The 19,877-nt window shown below is 63.3% G+C and carries 20 protein-coding genes; 4 read left to right on the top strand and 16 right to left on the bottom strand.

What is annotated here, in order from left to right; all coding sequences use genetic code 11:
- Nucleotides 1-22 precede the first annotated feature (22 nt).
- The 6 genes from L0U82_RS35290 to L0U82_RS35265 form a co-directional block, all read right to left on the bottom strand.
- Nucleotides 23-1,114, bottom strand: a complete 1,092-nt coding sequence (locus L0U82_RS35290; RefSeq protein WP_233838294.1) for a mandelate racemase/muconate lactonizing enzyme family protein — start codon at nucleotides 1,112-1,114, stop codon at nucleotides 23-25.
- A 30-nt stretch (nucleotides 1,115-1,144) separates the two neighbouring features.
- Nucleotides 1,145-1,969: an amidohydrolase family protein gene (locus L0U82_RS35285; protein ID WP_233838292.1), complete on the bottom strand. Its 825-nt coding sequence runs from the start codon at nucleotides 1,967-1,969 to the stop codon at nucleotides 1,145-1,147.
- 58 nt (nucleotides 1,970-2,027) lie between these two features.
- Nucleotides 2,028-2,828 carry an SDR family NAD(P)-dependent oxidoreductase gene (locus L0U82_RS35280; protein WP_233838290.1) on the bottom strand — a complete coding sequence of 267 codons (801 nt, stop codon included), beginning with the start codon at nucleotides 2,826-2,828 and terminating at the stop codon, nucleotides 2,028-2,030.
- Nucleotides 2,825-3,385, bottom strand: coding sequence for a carboxymuconolactone decarboxylase family protein (locus tag L0U82_RS35275; protein ID WP_233838288.1), 561 nt, complete (start codon nucleotides 3,383-3,385; stop codon nucleotides 2,825-2,827). The genes L0U82_RS35280 and L0U82_RS35275 overlap by 4 nt, the downstream gene beginning before the upstream one ends.
- Before the next feature lie 88 nt (nucleotides 3,386-3,473).
- Nucleotides 3,474-4,106, bottom strand: a complete 633-nt coding sequence (locus L0U82_RS35270) for a DUF4286 family protein (RefSeq protein ID WP_233838286.1) — start codon at nucleotides 4,104-4,106, stop codon at nucleotides 3,474-3,476.
- Nucleotides 4,107-4,534: 428 nt separating this feature from the next.
- A complete protein-coding gene (locus L0U82_RS35265; RefSeq protein WP_233838285.1) occupies nucleotides 4,535-5,479 on the bottom strand; it encodes a LysR family transcriptional regulator in 945 nt (314 codons plus the stop codon).
- 152 nt (nucleotides 5,480-5,631) lie between these two features.
- On the opposite strand from L0U82_RS35265, the gene L0U82_RS35260 reads away from it, so the two are divergent.
- Nucleotides 5,632-6,696, top strand: a complete 1,065-nt coding sequence (locus tag L0U82_RS35260; protein ID WP_233838283.1) for an Ldh family oxidoreductase — start codon at nucleotides 5,632-5,634, stop codon at nucleotides 6,694-6,696.
- Between the two features lie 50 nt (nucleotides 6,697-6,746).
- Here the strand turns inward: L0U82_RS35260 and L0U82_RS35255 are convergent, their stop codons facing one another.
- Nucleotides 6,747-8,099: an MFS transporter gene (locus tag L0U82_RS35255; protein WP_233838282.1), complete on the bottom strand. Its 1,353-nt coding sequence runs from the start codon at nucleotides 8,097-8,099 to the stop codon at nucleotides 6,747-6,749.
- Between the two features lie 236 nt (nucleotides 8,100-8,335).
- On the opposite strand from L0U82_RS35255, the gene L0U82_RS35250 reads away from it, so the two are divergent.
- On the top strand, nucleotides 8,336-8,530 hold the full coding sequence (locus L0U82_RS35250; protein ID WP_233838280.1) for a hypothetical protein: 195 nt from the start codon (nucleotides 8,336-8,338) through the stop codon (nucleotides 8,528-8,530).
- 188 nt (nucleotides 8,531-8,718) lie between these two features.
- On the opposite strand, the gene L0U82_RS35245 is transcribed toward L0U82_RS35250, so the two are convergent.
- The 7 genes from L0U82_RS35245 to L0U82_RS35215 are packed head-to-tail and all read right to left on the bottom strand — an operon-like array spanning nucleotide 8,719 to nucleotide 15,631.
- Nucleotides 8,719-9,765: an ABC transporter substrate-binding protein gene (locus L0U82_RS35245; RefSeq protein WP_233838278.1), complete on the bottom strand. Its 1,047-nt coding sequence runs from the start codon at nucleotides 9,763-9,765 to the stop codon at nucleotides 8,719-8,721.
- 32 nt (nucleotides 9,766-9,797) lie between these two features.
- A complete protein-coding gene (locus L0U82_RS35240; RefSeq protein ID WP_233838276.1) occupies nucleotides 9,798-10,925 on the bottom strand; it encodes an NAD(P)/FAD-dependent oxidoreductase in 1,128 nt (375 codons plus the stop codon).
- Complete coding sequence (locus L0U82_RS35235) at nucleotides 10,918-12,351, bottom strand: FAD/NAD(P)-dependent oxidoreductase (protein ID WP_233838274.1); 1,434 nt, start codon at nucleotides 12,349-12,351, stop codon at nucleotides 10,918-10,920. The genes L0U82_RS35240 and L0U82_RS35235 overlap by 8 nt, the downstream gene beginning before the upstream one ends.
- The gene (locus tag L0U82_RS35230) at nucleotides 12,348-12,764 is read right to left on the bottom strand and encodes a (2Fe-2S)-binding protein (protein ID WP_442793714.1); all 417 of its coding nucleotides are present in this window, start codon (nucleotides 12,762-12,764) and stop codon (nucleotides 12,348-12,350) included. Before L0U82_RS35230 ends, L0U82_RS35235 begins: the two co-directional genes overlap by 4 nt.
- Before the next feature lie 22 nt (nucleotides 12,765-12,786).
- Nucleotides 12,787-13,581, bottom strand: a complete 795-nt coding sequence (locus L0U82_RS35225) for an ABC transporter permease (protein WP_233838273.1) — start codon at nucleotides 13,579-13,581, stop codon at nucleotides 12,787-12,789.
- Nucleotides 13,582-13,632: 51 nt separating this feature from the next.
- On the bottom strand, nucleotides 13,633-14,547 hold the full coding sequence (locus L0U82_RS35220; protein WP_233838272.1) for an ABC transporter permease: 915 nt from the start codon (nucleotides 14,545-14,547) through the stop codon (nucleotides 13,633-13,635).
- Nucleotides 14,540-15,631 (bottom strand): ABC transporter ATP-binding protein, encoded by a 1,092-nt coding sequence (locus L0U82_RS35215; protein ID WP_233838271.1) that lies wholly within the window; start codon nucleotides 15,629-15,631, stop codon nucleotides 14,540-14,542. Before L0U82_RS35215 ends, L0U82_RS35220 begins: the two co-directional genes overlap by 8 nt.
- 302 nt (nucleotides 15,632-15,933) lie before the next feature.
- Here L0U82_RS35215 and L0U82_RS35210 point away from each other — a divergent pair, with 302 nt between their 5' ends.
- Nucleotides 15,934-16,809 carry an IclR family transcriptional regulator gene (locus L0U82_RS35210; protein ID WP_233838270.1) on the top strand — a complete coding sequence of 292 codons (876 nt, stop codon included), beginning with the start codon at nucleotides 15,934-15,936 and terminating at the stop codon, nucleotides 16,807-16,809.
- Between the two features lie 178 nt (nucleotides 16,810-16,987).
- On the opposite strand, the gene L0U82_RS35205 is transcribed toward L0U82_RS35210, so the two are convergent.
- Nucleotides 16,988-17,755 (bottom strand): sulfite exporter TauE/SafE family protein, encoded by a 768-nt coding sequence (locus L0U82_RS35205; protein WP_233838269.1) that lies wholly within the window; start codon nucleotides 17,753-17,755, stop codon nucleotides 16,988-16,990.
- Nucleotides 17,756-17,843: 88 nt separating this feature from the next.
- On the opposite strand from L0U82_RS35205, the gene L0U82_RS35200 reads away from it, so the two are divergent.
- Nucleotides 17,844-18,737, top strand: a complete 894-nt coding sequence (locus L0U82_RS35200) for a LysR substrate-binding domain-containing protein (RefSeq protein WP_233838267.1) — start codon at nucleotides 17,844-17,846, stop codon at nucleotides 18,735-18,737.
- A 36-nt stretch (nucleotides 18,738-18,773) separates the two neighbouring features.
- On the opposite strand, the gene L0U82_RS35195 is transcribed toward L0U82_RS35200, so the two are convergent.
- Complete coding sequence (locus L0U82_RS35195; RefSeq protein WP_233838265.1) at nucleotides 18,774-19,697, bottom strand: LysR substrate-binding domain-containing protein; 924 nt, start codon at nucleotides 19,695-19,697, stop codon at nucleotides 18,774-18,776.
- Between the last annotated feature and the right edge of the window lie 180 nt (nucleotides 19,698-19,877).

The following is a 19,877-nucleotide window of genomic DNA, read 5'->3' as shown; positions in this document are numbered from 1 at the left end:
GCAGCGCTAACGGCGCGCCGCGTCAACGCAGCCGATACCGCTCCACGACTTCCAGATCCGGGTCTCGTCCAAGACCCGGACCGGACGGAATACGAATGCGCCCATCGTGCACGGCGATCGCATCGCCAAGCGCATTGCCTTCCAGCTCCATGAACGAATACTCGATCATCGTCTCGACCGGCAACGACGCCGCGATATGCAGGCTCGCCAGCAGCCCCGGGCCGAAGTAAGGCGAATGCGGTACGACCGGCACGCGATATTCGCCGGCCAGCGTCACCACGTTCATGAACTCGGTGATGCCGCCGATCTTCGTGACACTCGGCTGTGCAATATCCAATGCGCCGGCGGCGAACATCTGCTCGAACTGCTTGACGCTCGTGACATTCTCTCCAGCCGATACAGGAATGCCGCCGGCACGCCGTACCTCGGCGAGACCCACGAAGTCTTCCGGCGGCCAGACCGGCTCTTCGAACCAGCTCAGTTGATAGCGCTCGATCTGCTTCGCGACGTCGAGCGCTTCGGCCACGCTCCACGGGCAATTGACGTCGAGCATCAAGCTGATATCCGGACCGATCGCCTCGCGCGCGGCTTGCACATGCGCGACGCCCAGTTCATGCAGCTTGATGGCCCGATAGCCGCGCGCGCAGGCCGCCGCTGCATTGCGCGCAACCAGCGCCGGATCGCCATAGCGCACCAGGCTCGCATAGGCGGGCAACTCGCTATAGCGCGCACCGCCTAGCAGCGCCGAGATCGGTAGCCCCGCCTTTTTGCCGGCGATATCCCAGAGCGCGATATCGAGACCCGACAGCGCGTAAGTCACGGGCCCGGAGCGGCCCAACAGATGCAGTTGGCGATTGAGCCGATTCATCAGGCCGGCGATATCCGACTCGTCCTGACCGATCACGAGCGGCGCGACGACCTGGTCGAGCGCGGCGCGCGTGGCCGGCCACACGACGAAGCCGAACGCTTCGCCCCAACCGACCACGCCGTCATCGGTCTCGACCCGCACCAGCAGGATGTCCATCTGACGCGGCTGGCCACCAAGCAATGGCTTCGGGCCGAACATGTCGTAAGGTGGCCGGAACGGAATGGCCTCGATCGAGCGGATGGTCATGATCAGCGCGCCTGTCGTGCGGATGGGGGTTTATGCATACAACGCGGCCGGGTTGTCCACCAGCACGCGCTGCAAGCTCGCGCGGTCCTCGCAGATTTCGCCGAGCAACGCGAGCAACGCGGCCTCGTCGGGCCACGGCGTGGTGATGTTCGGATGCGGCCAGTCGGTGCCCCACAGCGCGCGCTGTGGAGCCAACGACAGTAGACGCCGGCCGATCGGAATCGCGTCGCTAAATGGCGGTTGCCCGGCGGAGATGCGATCCGCGCCCGACAGCTTGATCCATACCTGCGGCCGCGCCAGATGTGCTTCCAGTTCCGCAAACTGCGGATACGCGATACCGCGCTCGGCGGGCACGCGCGCCATGTGATCGACGACGACCGGCACGTCCACATCGGCGAGCGTTCGCAGTGCATCCAGCACCTGCGCAAGCGCGCCATGCAACAGCAGATGCCAGCCGTGCGCGCGCGCACGCTCGGCAATCGCACGCATCCGGCCCGGATCGGTACCGCCGGGCAGATGGCTGACTACATTGAGTCGCGCGCCGCGCACGCCGGCGGCATGCATGTCGTTGAGCAGCGAGTCGTCGATATCCGGCTCGATCAGCGCAATGCCGCGATACCTGCCTGTGCTCGCGCGCAATGCGGCGAGCAGCGCCGTGTGATCGGCGCCGTACACCGCCGGTTGTACGAGTACGCCGTGCGCGATACCGAGCCGCGCATGCAGCAGCCGCAACGTGTCGAAATCCGCTTCATCGGGGATATAAGGCGGCGCGGGCGGCAGTGGAAAGCGGGACCACGGTCCGTAGACATGGAAATGGCAATCCCAGGCGTTAGCCGGGATCTCGAACACGGTCATTCAGATGCTCCGAAAATAGACAGGTGGGCGTTGCGCGGCGTCAACTAAGTCAGCCGATTCAACCGCAGCGTGCCGTCATGCCGCCATCGACGACGATTTCAGTGCCGGTCACGAAGCGCGCTTCGTCCGATGCGAGATACACGGCGGCGTTCGCGGTATCGCGTCCATCGCCCATGAAGCCGAGTGGGATGCGCGCAAGACGCTGCGCGAGCAATGCGTCCACGTCACCGCCGGCACGTTGCCCGGCGAGGCGTGCCTCGACCATCGGCGTATGCAATTGGCCCGGCACCACGGTGTTCACGCGAATGCCCCGGTCCGCGTATTCGACCGCGACGACGCGCGACAACTGAATGACCCCGGCCTTCGACGCCGCATAAGCGACCTGTGCCGCGCCGGTCCAGCGAATGCCCGACGTCGACGCGGTGTTCACGATCGCGCCGCCGCGTTGCGCTTCCATGACGGGCAGCACATGCTTGCAGGTCAGATACACGCTCTTCAGATTGAGTGCGATCTGCGCGTCCCACTTGTCTTCATCGAGCGTAACGGGCCCGCCCGCAGCCGAACCGCCGACGTTGTTGACGAGGATGTCCACGCGGCCATATTGCTGCACACAGGCCACCACCATCCGCGCGACCGCGTCGCTATTCGTGACGTCGCATTCGACGCCCGTCACTTCGCCGCCTTCCGCGCGTATGCGCTCGATCGTCTCGCGCATCGCATCGAGACTCCGATCGACCGCATAGACTTTCGCGCCTTCCTGCGCGAAGCGCACCGCCACGGCCCGTCCATTGCCCCAGCCCGGCCCGATGCAACCGGCGCCCGTCACGATGGCGATCTTGTTGTCGAGTCGTTTGCTCATGCCGCCGACTCGTCGAGCTGGTTCGGTACGCCCGCGGGCTGCGTCACCTGAAACACGTTGATCGTCATCGAGATCAGCGTGTAATAGCCAGCCAGACCGACCAGATCGATAACGCCGGCTTCGCCCAACCGCTCGACCGCTTCCGCGTAAACCGCATCCGATACCTTGCGGTCGCGATGCAGTTCCGTCAGAAAGGCATGCACCGCCGCTTCGTCGGCTTGCGCGAACGGCGGTTCGGTGTTGGTGCGGATCGCTTCGATCACGTCGGCGCCGAGTCCGGCCTCCAACGCAAACGGCTTATGCGCGTACCACTCGTATTCCGAACTCCACACACGGGCGAGCGTCAGAATCGCCAGCTCCGACAGGCGCGGCGGCAACGACGTGTCATACCGGCAATAGCTGCCCAGTGCCTGCGCATGCTCGGCCAGCTCCGGCCGGTGTAGCCACACGGCGAGCGGGCCTCGAACGCCCTTACGCGGACCACTCGCGATGGCGTCGTAGACGCGACGTTGCGCCGCGCTCATCTGGCCGGGATCAAGATCGGCGATGCGTTTCATCGAGGTTCCTTGCAAGACAGAAGATGATGGAGAGTTGTGTGCGCAAGCTTCGTGCGGCACGACAATGCAGCACGACAGCGCGGCAGGCTCAGTAGCTGCTGCGCTGGTACGGAACGTAAAGATTGAAGGCCTTGATGCCGGAGTCCGCCGGTCTGCCGATTTGCGCGGCAAGCGCCACTGCCGTGACCGGTGCGTCGAATGCCGCGAACAGCCAGCACGTCGAGTTCGCTTCGATGAACGCGCGGAGTTGCAGCAGGTCTTCGCGGGCGGCGAGCGATTCGCGTACCGCGCCGGCAATCTTCGCGGCAGAAGAAGTGTGGCCATCCCGTAGCGGCACGCTCATCGCAAGCAGGCGGCAGATTGCGCGCGGATCGTGCTGGGTGTCGTGCCGCATGAAGTCCTGCTCATCGAGCGCCACCGCCGCGACACGCGAGCGGCCCACCGTGCGCGGCAGCAATCTGCGGCTCCATGGAGTCGAACGGGTGCCGGACACATTCAGATAGGCGTCGCTGTGCAACGCATCGAGTGACGCGAGATCGTAGAGCGCCATCCAGCGCGGCCAGCCGTCGATGCACACCCAGCGCGATGCCGACACGAATCCCGGCAACGCCATCCGCTGCGGAAAATGTTCGGTGTCGTACCAGTCGTTGAATTCGTCTTCGAGCGACGCGGGCGGCTCCATCGATACCATCAGCAATGCCGGAGTACCGGTCGTGCTCATCGCCCGCTCCCGTCGATAAACACGCGCACTGTTCTGATTATTTGCGTGGTGCGCGGCGGCGCCATCGAAGCGCCGATGCTGGCATTTTCAAGCCATGCCGAATTGGTATCTGTACGTACAGGCGCCGCGCGATGCTCTGGAAATGTGTTCAAGAAAAGGTCTCTCCACTTTTCCAACACTGTGCGCGCGGCGCCTGAGATTGACAAAAACCTTTTTACGATGGGAAGCCATGCCGTAAATGCATAGGTGGGGAATTAGCGGAGATTCCCGCCACCCTGCTTGTCGGGTGCCACGGAAACGGTCGTTGAATCGATTGATGAGCGCGCCCATCGGGTACATGACGAAGACGAGCACATAAAGAGAATGCCGACGCTGCCCCTGCTTGCGGAACCAGGAATCGTGCTCTCACGACGGTCACGTTGACCAACCTAGTATTGCGCGGCGATTGCCTGAAGGATGGCAACGAATTCGTTCATCGCCTGCGAAGCAGCTTCGTCTTTTCGCGTCATGACGCTGTAGTTCGACAATGTCCGCCGTATCGGCACGTCCAGGTAGCCTAGAAGGCCATGCGTGACGTACTTGTCCATCGCTGCTCTCGGTTGAAGGGAGATCATGTCGGTTGCCTGCAGCAACTCCAACGTCGTAAAAATCGACGGCGTTTCCACGATGCCCATCGGCGCAACCATGCCAGCCGCCGCGAACGTTTCTTCGAACAGCTGCCGCATGGCGGTGCCTTGCGGATACAAGATCCACGGCCACTCGCCCAGGTCGGCGATCTCTATACGTCGTTGCTTCAGCAACGGATGATGCTTGCCGACGACCGCGCGCGCCGGCTCCGCCAATAAATCGATCACATCGAAAAGCGCCTCGTGTCGTGGCTCGGTCGGGCGCCCGATCATCACATCAAGCCGCCTTCCCTCAAGCCACATCGCGAGTTGATCACTGCTTTGCTCGACCAGTTTGATGATGAGTCTCGGGCGCCGGCGCTGGATCTCCTTGATAGCCGCGGTGACGAGTTGCGCGGCGGAAGCCGGAATGAAGCCAACCGTGAGATGACCATAGCCGCCATCTTTCAATGTCGCGAACTCGCTCGAAAATTTGCCGAGATTGGACAGTGTCGTGCTGGCGTAGCGCAGCGACAGCGTACCGAGATCCGTCGGCCGCATTTCGCGCGGCAGCCGCTCGAACAGCGGCGCGCCTAACATCGCCTCCAGGTCGCTCAGGATCTTCGTGGCGGCCGGCTGCGTGATGTGCATCTGCTCAGCCGCGATACGGAGGTTGCGGGTACGACCGAGCAGTTCAAGCAACTGGAGATGCCTGAAACGCAGTTTGGTCAGCACTTGCGTCATGGAGAGGCTGGAGTCTTGCGACATAGGGTAAACGCAGTCGGATTTATAACCAGATGGAATTGATTTTACTCAATTCGCAATTGGACGGTTATCGCAAGCTCAAACGACAATTCAAAGCGTGTCGGGCATTGCCGGCCCGACTGTCTTCGAACAATGTTCCTCACTGACGCCCACCGATGAATACACAAATCCGATACTCCGCCGATGAATTGCAAGCCTTCGCACAGCGTCTTCTGGTCAGGGTTGGAATGGAGGACGTCAAAGCGCTCGCGGTCGCTCGCACGCTCGTCGACGGCGACCTGATGGGACACGACACGCACGGCCTCGCGTTGCTGCCCGCCTATATCGGTGAGATCGAAAACGGCACGATGACCTGCTCCGGCGAGCCGGAGGTCGTTTCAGACCGGGGCGGCAGCGTGTTGTGGGATGGCCGGCGTCTTCCGGGCCCCTGGCTGGTTCTCAGCGGGATCGAAACACTGGCACCGCGCGCGAAGAAGTACGGCACGGCAACGTTGGTGATTCGGCGCAGCCATCACATCGCCTGCCTTGCCAGTTATCTCGAAAGAGCCACCGCCGACGGATTCATGATCTTACTCAGCAGTTCCGACCCGTCGGGGCAAAGCGTGGCCCCTCACGGCGGCACGCGGCCCGTATTTACACCGAATCCGATCGCTGCGGGGATTCCGACTTCGGGCACACCGTTTTTGATCGATGTCTCTTCATCGACCGTGACGCAGGGGATGACCGCGCGCCGACACAAAGCGGGACAACACTTCGACGAAGCATGCTTCCTCGATGCGGATGGGCAGCCCAGCGGCGACCCCGGCGTGCTCTGCACGGATCCCCCGGGATCCATCCTGCCGATTGGCGGCATGACGTGGGGACATAAAGGCTTCGGGCTGGCGTTGCTGATCGAGGCGTTGACGGGGGGACTGGCAGGCCACGGCCGAGCCGATCCTGCCGATGGATGGGGCGCTACCGTGTTTCTTTCGCTCTACGATCCGGCGGCGTTTGGCGGTCTCGCGGCGTTCGTGCGGCAGATGGACTGGCTCGGCGATGCATGCCGCGATAATCCGCCGCGTCCGGGAATCGCGGGCGTGCGCATGCCGGGCGATCGCGGATTGAGCCTCAAGCGCGAGCAACTGCGCGATGGAGTCGCGCTGCACTCGACGATCGCGCCGGCACTTGAAGCCTGCGCGCGGCGCTATGACATCCCGCTGCCTTCCGCACTACCTCGCTGACAGCAGGAGCGAGAGCCCGGACTCTCGCCCGCGGCAGCATTGTTTTGCTGTTAAACGTCGCGGGTGAGCGCGGCCGGCGGAATCGGGCCGCGCACGAGCAACCAGTAGCCGATCAGCGCGACAGCGGCAACGGCCGCTCCGACGAACAGCGCGGGCTCGAACGAATGGGTCTGCTGCACGATGAAGCCCGTGACCACCGGTGCCAGCGCGCCGCCGAAGTAGCCGCCGAAATTCTGCATGGCGCCGATGGAAGCGGTGCAATTGGCGGGCGCGGCAACGGACGCGGTCGCCCAGGCCGCACTGCTCGAAACATACAGCAGCAACATCGAGATCGAAATGAAGATGACTGCCAACGTCACGTTGTGCGTGAGGCCGGTCAGTACCGTGAACACCGCGACACCGAAAAGCGACGCCGCCATCGGATACTTCCTGCTGTTGATCGCCGATACGCCTCGCCGTGCGAGCACGTCGCAAATCTTTCCGCCAGAGAGACTGCCCACCACGCCAAAGAGATAGGGAACCGCGGCCACCCATCCCGACTTCGCAATAGTCAGGTGAAGTTCCATTTGCAGGTAAGACGGCAACCACGCGTTGTAAAGCCACAAGACGTAGATCGTGCCGAAGAATCCCAGCAGCATGCCCCACGTCGTGCTGAACTCGAACAGACGGCGCCACTCGCGCCATGTCGGACGGCTCTGGGCCTTCTCATCGACGTCGGACAGATACGCGCGCTCCCGCTGAGTCAAGTCGACCTGATACGGCTCGCGATGCAGGATAAAAAAACCGAGCGCGACGAGGAGGCCGGCGATTCCCATCACGCCAAACATCCATCGCCATCCCACGGACAACATCAAGACCGTCAGCAAAGGCGCTGATATTGCAGTACCCAGCGTCGACGAACTGTTCCAGATGCCAGTCGCGGCGCCGCGCTCTTTTTTGCCGAACCAATCGCGAACGATTTTGGCGGCTGTCGGAAACTGCGGCGCCTCCCCTATTCCCAGCACCATGCGAGCAGCGAAGAACTGGCCGAAGTTGCTCACCACACCGCCGAACGCCTGGGCCACCGACCATGTCGCCAGGCTGACGGACAGCATGATGCGCGCGCCAAAGCGATCGACCAATGCGCCCGCGGGCAGTTGCGCGAATGCGTAAGCCCATAGAAACGCCGACAGCAACAAGCCCATTTCCGCGACGGAGAGTCCGAGATCGTGCCGGATCAGCGGATTCGCGATAGACAGCGTTGCGCGGTCGATGTAATTGATGACCCCACTCAGGAGGAGCAGAGCAAGCGCGGTCCGCTGAATTCGCCGCACCCGTGGGGAAGCCTGGTCGTTGGAAACGATGTTCTGAGCGCTACTGTTGCCCGACTCCGGCACACGCGGCACCGTAGAGGATTGCTCCATGGGTAAGTCTCCTGGATATTTTGTTCTATCGGCGACGCCGGTTTCCAATGCTAACGTGCGCATTACGGCATTGGACTGACCGACGATATGCCCGCATCCGTTGGAAATCCAATCAATATTCCTCGCAAAGCAATTCCATTTGCTTATGGCGAAGTAGGGGCAAACCCGGGCACGACGCCGGATGTGTCAGTCGACGTGGGTCGTATATCCAGTCGATGTTCAGGGGTATAGGCTCGGTGTTCACCCCTGCGAAAACCGTCGACATCGCTGTCAATGCATGTCCGGTCAATCGAAATGGCGTCCAGTACCAGTTCGTTCCGGTCAACGTGGTACTTGATGCGACAAACGGTGTGCTCGCGCTGCCAAGCGCTTCAACTGCTGCCGGCATTGGCCTTCAGTTGACGGACAGCAACGGCAATGCGCTCAAATAGGAAACCAATACCTGGTCCGCGCAGTTATCGGGGCGACTGGGCGCGCCCCCCGTAACTTTTCACTTTCATTGGCACTGACGGCGCACCTTCTCATTTTTCACGATGCAGAGACATCTTCGTCGTGACTGCACCGTTGAGAAAGCCAATAAGATCAGACGCCCAGTTTTCACTAACTCCGACACCGAACCTTACTTCTCGATCTGCCGATTCCAGCGTGCATCCCACTGCGCGCGATGTGCGTTGATCGCGTCCCAGTCCACCACCGTGACCTTCTTCACCAGATCGTCGATGCTGCCGAGGCTTTGCTGCATCGACGGCGTCATCTTCGCGAGACGGTTGGTCGGAATCTGCTTACCCGCTTCGGCGGCCTTCGTCTGCCCCGGCGCCGACAGCAGGAACTGCGCGAGTTTCTGAGCGAGTTGCTCGTCAGGATTGTTGTTCACCACGCACAGGTCGACCATCAGCAGCACCGGACCTTCCTTCGGATTCACGTAGCTAACCGGAATGCCCTTGTCCTGCAGATCGCCGACGCCGGTCGGCGACAGAGGAAACAGACCCGCTTCGCCGGTCTGGATCATCTCGGAAAGCTTCGCCGAATTCGGGATGTACTCGACCACGTTCGGGCCGACCGTGGTCGGCCACTTCGTGAAGCCCGGCTCGACGTTCTTCTCGCTGCCGCCCATCAACCGGTTGATCGCAAGAAAGCCGTGCAGGCCGAAGGTACTGCTCGACGCCGACTGGAACACCACCTTGTCCTTGTACTTCGGATCGGCGAAATCCATCCACGAGGTAGGCGGCGCCCAGCCTTTCTCGGTGAACAGCTTCTTGTTGTACGCGATACCGGTCATGCCGAGCTGCACGCCCGCGCCCATATCGTCCTTCATGCGCGCAAACGGATAGAGTTCTTTCAGCACCGGCGCGTCATCGAGCTTCCTGCACACGCCCATGCTGACCGCGCGCGCCATCACGCCATCGTCGAGAAACACCACGTGGATCTGCGGGTTCGTCTTGTTGGCGAGCAGCTTCGCGAGAATGTCCGACGACGTGCCCGGCACCACCACCACCTTCACGTTGTTGGCCTTCTCGAAGTCGGGCAGCACCCCGCTCGTATAAGCCTTTTCCATCGGACCGCCGTTCATACCGATGTAGATCGTTTTGGTCTGCGACCATGCCGGCGCGGCAGCACCGAATGCGCACAATGCGGCCACTGCCGCGAGCGTCTTGAACAGTTTCATTGTGGGTCTCCTGAGGTTCACTAAACGGGCGCTTAGGCGGCCGGCGAGGTCGCGATAGCGGCAAAGCGGTCAATCGAAAAAGCATCGAGCGGCGTGGCGGTGGCACCGTCGACAACGAGATCGGCGAGTACTTCGCCGACGCCTGGCGCAAGCAGAAAGCCGCCGCCGGAAAAACCGAATGCATGCAACAGACGCGGCACGGTACGGCTCGCACCGATGATCGGATTGCCGTCGGGCGTTTCGCCTTCCACGCCGCTCCATGTGCGGATCAGCAGCGCCTCGCGCAACGCGGGCAGCAGCGCGCACGCGTCGCGCATTACGACGCGGGTAGTTTCCGTCGACGGCTGACCGTATTCGCCGTCGCCATGTCCGCGTCCGCCGCCAATCACGCAATTGCCGCGCGCGACCTGCCGCGCGTAGATGCCGCCGCCATACACACCGAGGTTGTGCGTGATGAACAACGGCAATGGCTCGGTGACCCACATGTTCGGGTAGATCGGTTTCATCGGCGCGGCCTCGCCGAAGTAGCCCGCGACCGTATTGGCCCACGCGCCCGCGCAATTGATCAGCCAGTCGGCGCTGATATGCTGATCGCCGGCGCGCAACTGGAAGCGCGTGCCGTCGTGATGAATGTCGCTGAGTTCGGTTTGCTCGCGCACATGCGCGCCGGCGGCTCGCGCGGCCCGCGCAAATGCCGGCGATACGAGGCGCGGATTCGCATGACCGTCGGTCGCGCACAGCGAGCCGCCGACGGCCGCCGGCCCGAGCCACGGATAGCGTTGGCGGAACGCCGCGCCGCTGATCAATTGCGCATGCAATCCATGCTCGCGCGCCATATCGGCCCAGCTTTGCAGCGCGCGCAGATCGCTTTCGCTGCGAGCGAGGCGCAAATGTCCCGATACCGTGAATTCACCGTCGATGCCGATCAGTTCCGGCAAGCGATCCCACACACGCCGCGCGCGCATCGCGAGCGGCATCTGTTCGACCGGGCGTCCCTGGCAGCGCACGCCGCCGTAGTTCACGCCGCTCGCCTGCGCGCCGCAGTAGCGTCGCTCGAACAGACCCACGCGCAGGCCGCGCCGCGCGAGAGCCAACGCGGCCGCTGAACCCACCAGCCCGCCGCCCGCAATCGCGACGTCGTAGTGCAAGCTGTCATTCATCGCGCGCCTCCACGGGAATTTCGGCAACGTCGTCGGCCACCATCTCCGGTGAAAGCGGAATCGGTTTGATCGGCGGCTGGCTGCGCAAACGGCCCACCGCGTCGAGCGGTTTGCCGGTTTCTTCCGCAAGCAGGGTCAGCGCGGCTTCGCCGCACATGCGCCCCTGGCAGCGGCCCATGCCGACGCGGGTGAGCGCTTTGAGCCGGTTGATTTCGTTTGCGTCGCCATCGCGAATGCAACGTCGCAACGTGCCCGCGTCGATCTCTTCGCAGCGGCATACGAGCATGTCGTCGGGCCATTGCGACGCGCACCGCGGCGGCGGCGCGAAGGCCATTTCGATGCCCTCGCGAAACACCGCGATACGTTTCAGACTGCGCGCGATTGCCGCCGCATCCGGCACGCCCGGACCACGCGGACGCGCGATGCCGAGGTCGTCGAGCAACGCGAGCGCCGCGCGGCGCCCGGCCAGTTCGGCGGCATCCGCGCCGGCGATGCCCGCGCCGTCGCCGGCCAGATAGACGCCGCGCAACGAACTGCGTCCCATCGCATCGACTTCAGGAAGCCAGCAACGATTGGTCGTGTCGAAACGGAAGCGGCAGCCCGCGAGATCGGCGAGTTGCGTTTCGGGCTTCAGGCCAAAGCTCACGCCGACTGCATCGCATTCGATCGTCTCTGTCGGCGCACCGTCACGCGACACACGCCATTCGAGCGCCTGCACGCCATCCATGCCATGGATGCCGACCAGCGTCACATCCCGTTCGATCCGCACCCGATGCGCTGTCAGCCAGCCGATGTAATACAGGCCCTTCGCGAAAGTAGACGGCACACGCGCGAGTTTCGGTGCCGCGGCGACCTGCTGCGCAAACGGGCTCGTGTCGAGCACAGCGACGACTTGCGCGCCCGCCTTCACGTACTGATACGCGACCAGATACAACAACGGTCCGGTGCCGGCCAGCACCACGCGCCGGCCGATCGCGCAGCCTTGCGATTTCAGCGCGACCTGAGCCGCGCCGAGCGTGTAGACGCCGGGCAAAGTCCAGCCCGGCACCGGCAGCACGCGGTCAGTCGCGCCGCTCGCGATGATCAGATGCGAGAACGGCACGCTCAGCTCACGGCCCGTATGCAAGGTATCGAGGCGCCCCGCTTCGCAGGCCCACGCGAGCGTGTCCGGCCGATAGTCGACATCAGGGAGCAGCGCCGCCATCGTCGAATGCAGTGCTTCGGCCTTGTGCGCTTCGAAACCGTACAGCGTTTTTTTCGACCGCTCGAAGCCGCCATTGGCGGGCGGCTGTCGATAAATCTGCCCGCCCCAGCGGGCGTTTTCATCGATCACGATCGGCTTGAGGCCGGCCGCGACCAGCGTCTCGGCGGCGCGCACGCCCGCCGGTCCAGCACCGACGATCACGATGCCGCGTTCGTCGCTCATCGCGTGGCTCCGAGCTGATTAGCAGCGGCGGTTTCCGCAGGGGTTTCTGCGGCAGTTTTCGCAACCGCGAACCGTGTAAGCACGCGCATGCCTTCGGTCACGAGCGTCGAGCATGCGCGCACGCGCGTGCCGTCCTCGGTGCGCATCCAGCAGTCCTGGCATGCGCCGATCAGACAGAAGCCCGCGCGCGGCGCGCCGCTGAACTCGCTGTCGCGCACATGGCGCTGGTGCATCAGCACGGCGGTCAGCAGCGTGTCGCCTTGCAGCGCGGTGAGCCTTTCGCCATCGAGGAAAAAATGCAGCGGTGCACGCCGCGCTTCCGCCACGCGGACGAATTGCGGCTGGCACTGCGGTGCGCCAGCTTGAGCAGACGGGAACATGGACGGCATAAGAGCGTGATTGGTGGAAGACATCAATGCAGATATCGAGCGGACATCAATGCTGGCCGATCAGAATCCGGTTCAGGCCATACACGCGATCGAGCAACAGCATCGCGCCGCCGGTGATGAAGATCACCAGCGCCGATACGGAAGCCATCATCGGATCGATCGATTCGGTCGCGTACATGTACATGCGCACCGGCAACGTGACGGTTTGCGGCGACGTGACGAAGATCGACATCGTCAATTCGTCGAAGCTGTTGATGAACGCGAGCAGCCAGCCGCCGGTAATGCCCGGCAGGATCATCGGGAACGTGATGCGGCGAAAGGTGGTCCACGCGTCGGCGCCGAGCGAATGCGCGGCGTGCTCGACGCTGCGATCGAACCCGCTCACCGAAGCCAGCACGAGCCGCATCACGAACGGCGTGATGATGATCATGTGCGCGAGCACGAGCCACGCAAACGAACCGGTCGCGCCGATCAGCGCGAAGAAGCGCAGCAGCGCAATGCCCAGTACCAGACCGGGAATCACCAGCGGCGACAGCAACAGGCCGTTCAGAAAGCCACGTCCCGGAAAGCGCGCGCGGCCGATCGCGAGCGCGGCGGGCAGCGCGACGATCAGCGATAGCGTCGCCGAAGCAAATGCCAGTTTCAGACTGTTGAAAAACGCGCCGATGAAATCCGGGTACTCGAGGATCGCGCGGAACCACCGCAGCGAAACGCCGTGCGTGGGCAACGTCAGCGTTTCGTCGGGCGTGAACGCGACCAGCACGACGATCACGAGCGGCGCGAGCACGAATGCGATCACGAGCGAGTGGAAAATCAGTGCAATGGGACCGTTTTTTCTCATGATGGTGTCACTAGGCGAGCCGATGAATTAGCCGCTGAATTTGCCGATGAATTAGCCGAGACTTCTGGCGTACCTGCGCTCCAGAACCCGGTAGTACGTGAGCATCACGATCAGATTCGCGACCAGCAGCAGCAATGCGATGGTGGCGCCGAGCGGCCAGTTCAGCGAGCCGAGGAATTCGTCGTACACCGCGGTCGCGGCAACTTTCAGGCGTCGTCCGCCGAGCAGACCGGGGATCGCGAACGCGCTCGCCGACAAGCCGAACACCATCAGGCTGCCCGACAGCATGCCCGGCGTCAGTTGCGGCAACACGATGCGGCGCAGCGTCGTGGCGGGCGACGCCCCCAGTGAAAGCGCGGCGTTTTCGGTTTGCGGATCGAGCTTCTGCAACGCGGTCCACACCGGAATCACCATGAACGGCAGCATCACATGCACGAGTGCAATCACGATCGCGAAGGTCGTGTATTCGAGCTTGTACGGCCCGAGTCCGACGAGCGCGAAGGCCTGATTCACGAGGCCGTTGGTGTTGAGCAGCATGCTCCAGCCGAATGCGCGCACCACCACGGAGACAAGCAGCGGCGCGAGAATCACCAGCAGAAACAGCGAACGGTACGGATCACGCATGCGCGACAACACGTAGGCTTCGGGCGTGCCGATCACCGCGCACAGCAGCGTGACGAGGAACGCAATGCCGAAGGTGCGCAGAAAAATCGTGTGGTAATACGACGAACTCAGTACTTCCGCGTAATTGCCGAACTGGAACGCGGCGATCGGGCCGCTGGCCGGATCGAAACGATAGAACGTCAGCACCAGCGTCATCAGCAGCGGCACCAGCACCAGCGCCGCGAATAGCAGAAAGGCCGGCGCGCACATCAGCCAGAGCGGCACGAACGCCTGCCAGCGCGTGCGGCCCACGCGGCCGGCTTTGAGCTGATTGCCGTCGGTGGCGGGCAGCGTACTAGCCATGACGCGCGTCCCGTTGAATGAAGCGGATCGCCTCGCTGTTCCAGTCGACACCCACGCTCGCGCCTTCGGGCAGCGGTTCGGTGCCTTCGTTCTGGCAGCACACCAGCACTTCGCCGAGCCGGCTGTTAAGCCGGTACAGCCATTGGCTGCCGAGGAAGAAGCGGCTCGTCACGGTGGCCGGCACACGTCCGGCGTCTGGCGCGCACAGGCGCATCTTTTCCGGGCGGATGCACAGCGTGACCGCGTCGCCGACGCCAATCGCGTTATCGCTGACCGGCAACTGCCGCGTGTGTCCCGCTTCCGCGAGGTCGTGCCCGAGGTCGATACGGATCGCGTCGCCGTCGCGCGCGATCACAGTGCCCGGCAGCATGTTGGCCTTGCCGATGAACTGCGACACGAAGCGATTTTCCGGCCGCTCGTACGCCGCGTATGGCGTATCGATCTGCGTGACGCGGCCGGCTTCCATCACCACCACGCGATCGCTGATCGATAGCGCCTCCGATTGATCGTGCGTGACCATGATCGTGGTCGTGCCGATCTTGCGTTGAATGCTGCGCAGTTCGAACTGCATGTCTTCGCGCAGCTTCGCGTCGAGATTCGACATCGGTTCGTCGAGCAACAGCACCGGCGGCGCGATCACGATCGCGCGGGCAATCGCCACGCGCTGCCGTTGACCGCCGGAGAGTTCACGCGGAAAGCGATGCGCGAGCGTGTCGAGGCGCACCAGCGACAGCGCGTCGCGAATCCGCGCCTGGCGCTCGGTCTTGTCGATACTGCGCATCTCCAGACCGAAGCCGACATTGTCGGCGACGCTCATGTGCGGAAACAGCGCATAGCTCTGGAACACGATGCCGAGGCCGCGTTTGTTCGGCTTCATGTGCGTGATGTCGCGGCCGTCGAGCGTGATGGTGCCGTATGTCGGCTCGACGAAGCCCGCGATCATCTGCAGGGTCGTGGTCTTGCCGCAGCCGGACGGCCCGAGCAACGAAACGAACTCGCCTTTTTCCACCGACAGGTTCACATCGGCGACCGCTTGCAGATCGCCGAATGACTTCGTTACGTTCGTGAGTGTGAGGAACGACATGATCTGGCCTTTGGATGGTTCGACGCCGGTTCAAGCGATTGTCTGTCTCGAAGAACCGACTCTAGCCAGCCAAATTACCGCCAGTCAATTTCAAATTCCGTTGATCGATATACTTTTTCAATAAATTCCGTACACTGGAATAACTCTCGCAACTCGATGCCAGATGTTCCGCTCCGCGACGTCCGGACAATCCCTACTTTGGCGCCAATACAACGCGAGCGTGCCGAACCGCGCCCGACGATTCCCTTTCGGACGAAACGCTTTATAGTGTTCCGGTCATTGAAATAATGTGAGCCGCCAACATGAATGCCGCCGTCAAACGAGATGCCGACACCGCCGACGCTACGCCTCGGCAGGCGCCCGGTCCCAGCATGCTGGAACGCGCGTTCGCGGTGATCCGTGCCCTGTCCGAAGCGCAGCCCGATGGCGGGCGCGTCACGCGCATCGCGAAAGCGGTCGGCCTCACGCAGGGCACCGTGCATCGCATCCTGCATGCGTTGATCGCGGAAGGCGTCGTCGAACAGGACGAAAACTCGAAGCTATATCGGCTCAGCGTGGATTTCTTCGCGCTCGCGGCGCAGGCCGGCAATCCGAGCGGTATGCGCACGTTGTGCCGCCCGGCATTACTGCGGCTGTGCGCGAGTCTCGGCGACACGGTCTTTCTGCTCGTCAAAAGCGGCTTCGACGCGGTATGCCTCGATATCTGCGAAGGGCCGTTTACGATCCGCTCGTTCACCGGCGATGTCGGCGGGCGCGTGGCACTCGGTGTGGGTCAGGGCAGTCTGGCGATCCTGGCCTTTCTGCCCGAGGCCGAGCGCGAGGAAATCATCCGCTTCAACGTGCCGCGCGTGCGCGGCTATGGCGTGCTCGACGAAGTGTATTTGCGCACCGAGATCGAACGCGTGCGCCAGTTGGGCTACGCGGGCCGCAATAGCGGCGTGCTCGACGGCATGGCGGGCGTGGCCGTGCCGGTTCTGGATCGCACGGGCGTGGCGGTCGCGGCGTTGAGTGTCGGTACGCTAGCGGCGCGGCTCGGCGACGATCGTCTGCCGATGGTGGTCGAATTGCTGCGCCGCCAGGCCGAAGCGATCGGTCCGCAGATCAATCCGTTCGATATCGCATTGCGTCGGCCGGTAGGCGGCATGGCGCGCGTGATGAGCACCGATGGCGTGAATTGAGCGAAGCGTGCGTGACGTTCGCGCCGAACGGGACAACTCGCCCGGCGACGATCGATACGCTCGCCGAACTATCGTCGCGCCCGGCGAAACTGCAGCGCGACACTCGCCAGAATGCCCAGCGTTCCTATCGTTTCCAACAACGCACAGAGCACGGTTTCCTCCATTGGGTCAGATTGGCTCAGCGATGCGCGAACATCGGCGCATAGATTTTGATGAAGAACGCCAGCGTGATACACGAAGTGATCAGCAGCGTGAGGGTGCGAACGATTCGCGCCGGCGCGCGGCGTCCGATGCGCGCGCCAAGGTAGCCGCCGGCAATTGCGCCCACCAGCATCGCTAGCGTCTCGGGCCAGCGCACCGCGTTGGCCACGATGAACGCGAGTACCGCCGCGACATTGGCGGTACTGACCAGCAGCGTGCGCGGCGCGTTGAGCTGTTTGACATCGCAACTGTCGAGCAGGCCCCATATCGCAATCATCATGATGCCGACCGCGCCGCCAAAGTAGCCGCCATAGACACCGAGCGCGAACTGCACCGCGAGTACCGCATGAGCACGAATACGCCAGCGTGCGCGCAACGCCTCGCCAATGCGCCGCCCGAACGCGAGCGCGATCGACGCGATCAGCAGCAGCCACGGCAGCATGAACGTGAATGCGGTGGATGACGTCCACAGCAACAGCAGCGCGCCGGTCAAACCGCCGCATAGCGTCGCCACGGCAAGCGAGCGGAGCGGCACGGTGCCGACCGGACGCAGACCGTCCCGGTACGCCCATACGCTTGCCAGGCCGCCGGGGAACAGCGCGACCGTGCTGGACGTATTCGCCAGAACCGGAGGCACGCCGGCCGCGATCAGCGCCGGCAAACTGACGAACGAGCCGCCGCCGGCCAGCGCATTCATTGCGCCTGCCACTATTCCCGCGGAAGCAACCAGAAACGTCGTGTTCATGTGCTGATGGTAGGCGCGACGCCGCATCGGCACAATCGGGCAATTCCGGTGCTAGACTTCGGAAAATCCGAACGAACAAAAACCGACGATGCGCTTCGATCTGACGGACATGCGCCTGTTCCTGACCGTAGTGGAATGCGGCAGCCTGACCCAGGGCGCGCGCATCATGCATCTGGCGCTCGCGTCGGTCAGCGAGCGCATCGCCAACATGGAAGCCGCCTTGGGCGCGCCGTTACTGGAGCGCAACCGGCGTGGCGTGCGCCCCACCGCCGCCGGCGATGCCCTCGCCCGTCATGCGCGCTCGATCCTCGGTCAGGTCGAAATGATGCGCGGCGAACTGCGAACCTACGCGACCGGACTCAAAGGCCGCATCAGGCTGCTGTCCAATACCGCCGCGATGGCGGCGTTCCTGCCGCCGCGGCTGTGCCAGTTCCTCGCGGCTCATCGCGATCTGTCGATTGATCTGGAAGAACGGACCAGCGCCGACATCGTCCAGTTGCTGGCGGACCGGCGTGCCGATCTGGGCATCGTCGCGGATACGACCCAGTTTGGCTCGTTGCAAACGCATCTGGTGGCCGACGATCGGGTCGTGGTGATCGTCAGCCGTTCGCATCGTCTGGCTCGACAGGCAACGGTGACCTTTGCCGATATCCTCGACGAGCCGGTCGTGGGTCTCGCGGACTCGGCGCTCGAAACCCATCTCGGCGAGCATGCGTCGCGCCTTGGCCGGCAGCTCGACTACCGCATCCGGCTACGCAACATCGATCACGTGGCAATGCATGTCGAAGCGGACATCGGCATCTCGATTCTGTCGCATGAGCTAGCCAAAACACTGCGCCGCGATCTCGCGATTCTGCCGCTGTCGGAAGCGTGGGCCATGCGGCGGCTCTATCTGTGTGCGCGCGATTTCTCCGCACTGACGCCGCACGCGACGCTGCTCGCGCAACAACTCCGTCAGGATGCGCCCGCCGCGCCACGCTGAACGCGCTTCGTCCCGTGTTTCGCCATACGTTTCGCCCTACGTTTTGCGCGCGCGTCCCTCAGTCGATACAGCCAGCGGCACTTCCTGGACCAGGTAGTCCAGCAGCGCGCGCACCGACGGCAACTGATTCTGACCAAACGGCACCAGCGCCGTGAGCTGCGCATCGCCGCAGGTCCATTCGGGCAGCACGCGCATCAACCGGCCATCGGCGAGTTCCTCGTTGCACACATAGCCAGGCAGCGCGACGATGCCGAGCCCCGCGACCGCCGCATCCTTCAGCGTCAGCATGCAGCTCGTCATCAGCACCGGCGATACGCGCACCGTGCGCACGATGTCATCGCGGCGCAACGTCCATTCGTAGGGCACGCCTTCGCGCACCATGAACAGCGAGCGGCGCTCGGCGATGTCTTCGGGCTGCTCGGGCAGCTTCGCGCCATCGAAGAAACTTGGGCTGCTGAACAACATCCATGGAGTCGGCGCGAGCGGGCGCTGAATCAATGTGGAATCCTGCAACGGCTGACTATGCGCGCGAATCGCGATATCGAAGCCCTCCGCGACGATATCGACTTCGACATCGGACAGACGCTGCATCAGCCGCACCTTCGGAAAGCGCTCGCAAAAACGCGGCAACAGGCTGCGCAACGCGAACTGCGCGGTCGCCACTGCCGTCGACATCCGCACCAGCCCGCTCGGCGCCAGCATGCGTTGACGCACGACCGCTTCGGCCGCGATCGCTTCCTGCAGCATCGAGCGTGCGTGCGCATAGAACTCCGCGCCGATTTCCGTCACCGCGAACTGTCGCGACGTGCGATTGATCAGCCGCACGCCGAGCTGCGCTTCGAGCTGATTCACGCGATAGCTGAGCGTCGATTTCGGCAGCGCGAGCGCACGCGCGGCAGCCGTGATGCTCTTGTGATCGACCACCTGCACGAAGTAGTACATGTCGTTGAGATCCAGCATGTGCGCGCTTTCCCGTTCGATGATTGTTCGGTGATTGACGTCACGCATGTTACACGCGGCATGTTTCAGCGCTTCGGCGGCAGGGTTCAATGCAGTGCGAAGCCTTGCATGGCCGGCCGCACAAACCCCTACCACACGGGCCGGAACGATCGTCCAACTCATTGCACGCATCGTCCATCG

The organism is Paraburkholderia sp. ZP32-5 (assembly GCF_021390495.1).
Taxonomy (GTDB): domain Bacteria; phylum Pseudomonadota; class Gammaproteobacteria; order Burkholderiales; family Burkholderiaceae; genus Paraburkholderia.
The sequence above is the reverse complement of the archived record's forward strand: the minus strand, read 5'-3'. Positions and strand labels throughout refer to the sequence as shown.

Excerpts from the sequence above, each read along its gene's own strand:
- L0U82_RS35290 (WP_233838294.1), bottom strand. The coding sequence starts at position 1,114 with ATGACCATCCGCTCGATCGAGGCCATTCCGTTCCGGCCACCTTACGAC.
- L0U82_RS35285 (WP_233838292.1), bottom strand. The coding sequence starts at position 1,969 with ATGACCGTGTTCGAGATCCCGGCTAACGCCTGGGATTGCCATTTCCAT.
- L0U82_RS35280 (WP_233838290.1), bottom strand. The coding sequence starts at position 2,828 with ATGAGCAAACGACTCGACAACAAGATCGCCATCGTGACGGGCGCCGGT.
- L0U82_RS35275 (WP_233838288.1), bottom strand. The coding sequence starts at position 3,385 with ATGAAACGCATCGCCGATCTTGATCCCGGCCAGATGAGCGCGGCGCAA.
- L0U82_RS35270 (WP_233838286.1), bottom strand. The coding sequence starts at position 4,106 with ATGAGCACGACCGGTACTCCGGCATTGCTGATGGTATCGATGGAGCCG.
- L0U82_RS35265 (WP_233838285.1), bottom strand. The coding sequence starts at position 5,479 with ATGTCGCAAGACTCCAGCCTCTCCATGACGCAAGTGCTGACCAAACTG.
- L0U82_RS35260 (WP_233838283.1), top strand. The coding sequence starts at position 5,632 with ATGAATACACAAATCCGATACTCCGCCGATGAATTGCAAGCCTTCGCA.
- L0U82_RS35255 (WP_233838282.1), bottom strand. The coding sequence starts at position 8,099 with ATGGAGCAATCCTCTACGGTGCCGCGTGTGCCGGAGTCGGGCAACAGT.
- L0U82_RS35245 (WP_233838278.1), bottom strand. The coding sequence starts at position 9,765 with ATGAAACTGTTCAAGACGCTCGCGGCAGTGGCCGCATTGTGCGCATTC.
- L0U82_RS35240 (WP_233838276.1), bottom strand. The coding sequence starts at position 10,925 with ATGAATGACAGCTTGCACTACGACGTCGCGATTGCGGGCGGCGGGCTG.
- L0U82_RS35235 (WP_233838274.1), bottom strand. The coding sequence starts at position 12,351 with ATGAGCGACGAACGCGGCATCGTGATCGTCGGTGCTGGACCGGCGGGC.
- L0U82_RS35230 (WP_442793714.1), bottom strand. The coding sequence starts at position 12,764 with ATGTCTTCCACCAATCACGCTCTTATGCCGTCCATGTTCCCGTCTGCT.
- L0U82_RS35225 (WP_233838273.1), bottom strand. The coding sequence starts at position 13,581 with ATGAGAAAAAACGGTCCCATTGCACTGATTTTCCACTCGCTCGTGATC.
- L0U82_RS35220 (WP_233838272.1), bottom strand. The coding sequence starts at position 14,547 with ATGGCTAGTACGCTGCCCGCCACCGACGGCAATCAGCTCAAAGCCGGC.
- L0U82_RS35215 (WP_233838271.1), bottom strand. The coding sequence starts at position 15,631 with ATGTCGTTCCTCACACTCACGAACGTAACGAAGTCATTCGGCGATCTG.
- L0U82_RS35210 (WP_233838270.1), top strand. The coding sequence starts at position 15,934 with ATGAATGCCGCCGTCAAACGAGATGCCGACACCGCCGACGCTACGCCT.
- L0U82_RS35205 (WP_233838269.1), bottom strand. The coding sequence starts at position 17,755 with ATGAACACGACGTTTCTGGTTGCTTCCGCGGGAATAGTGGCAGGCGCA.
- L0U82_RS35200 (WP_233838267.1), top strand. The coding sequence starts at position 17,844 with ATGCGCTTCGATCTGACGGACATGCGCCTGTTCCTGACCGTAGTGGAA.
- L0U82_RS35195 (WP_233838265.1), bottom strand. The coding sequence starts at position 19,697 with ATGCTGGATCTCAACGACATGTACTACTTCGTGCAGGTGGTCGATCAC.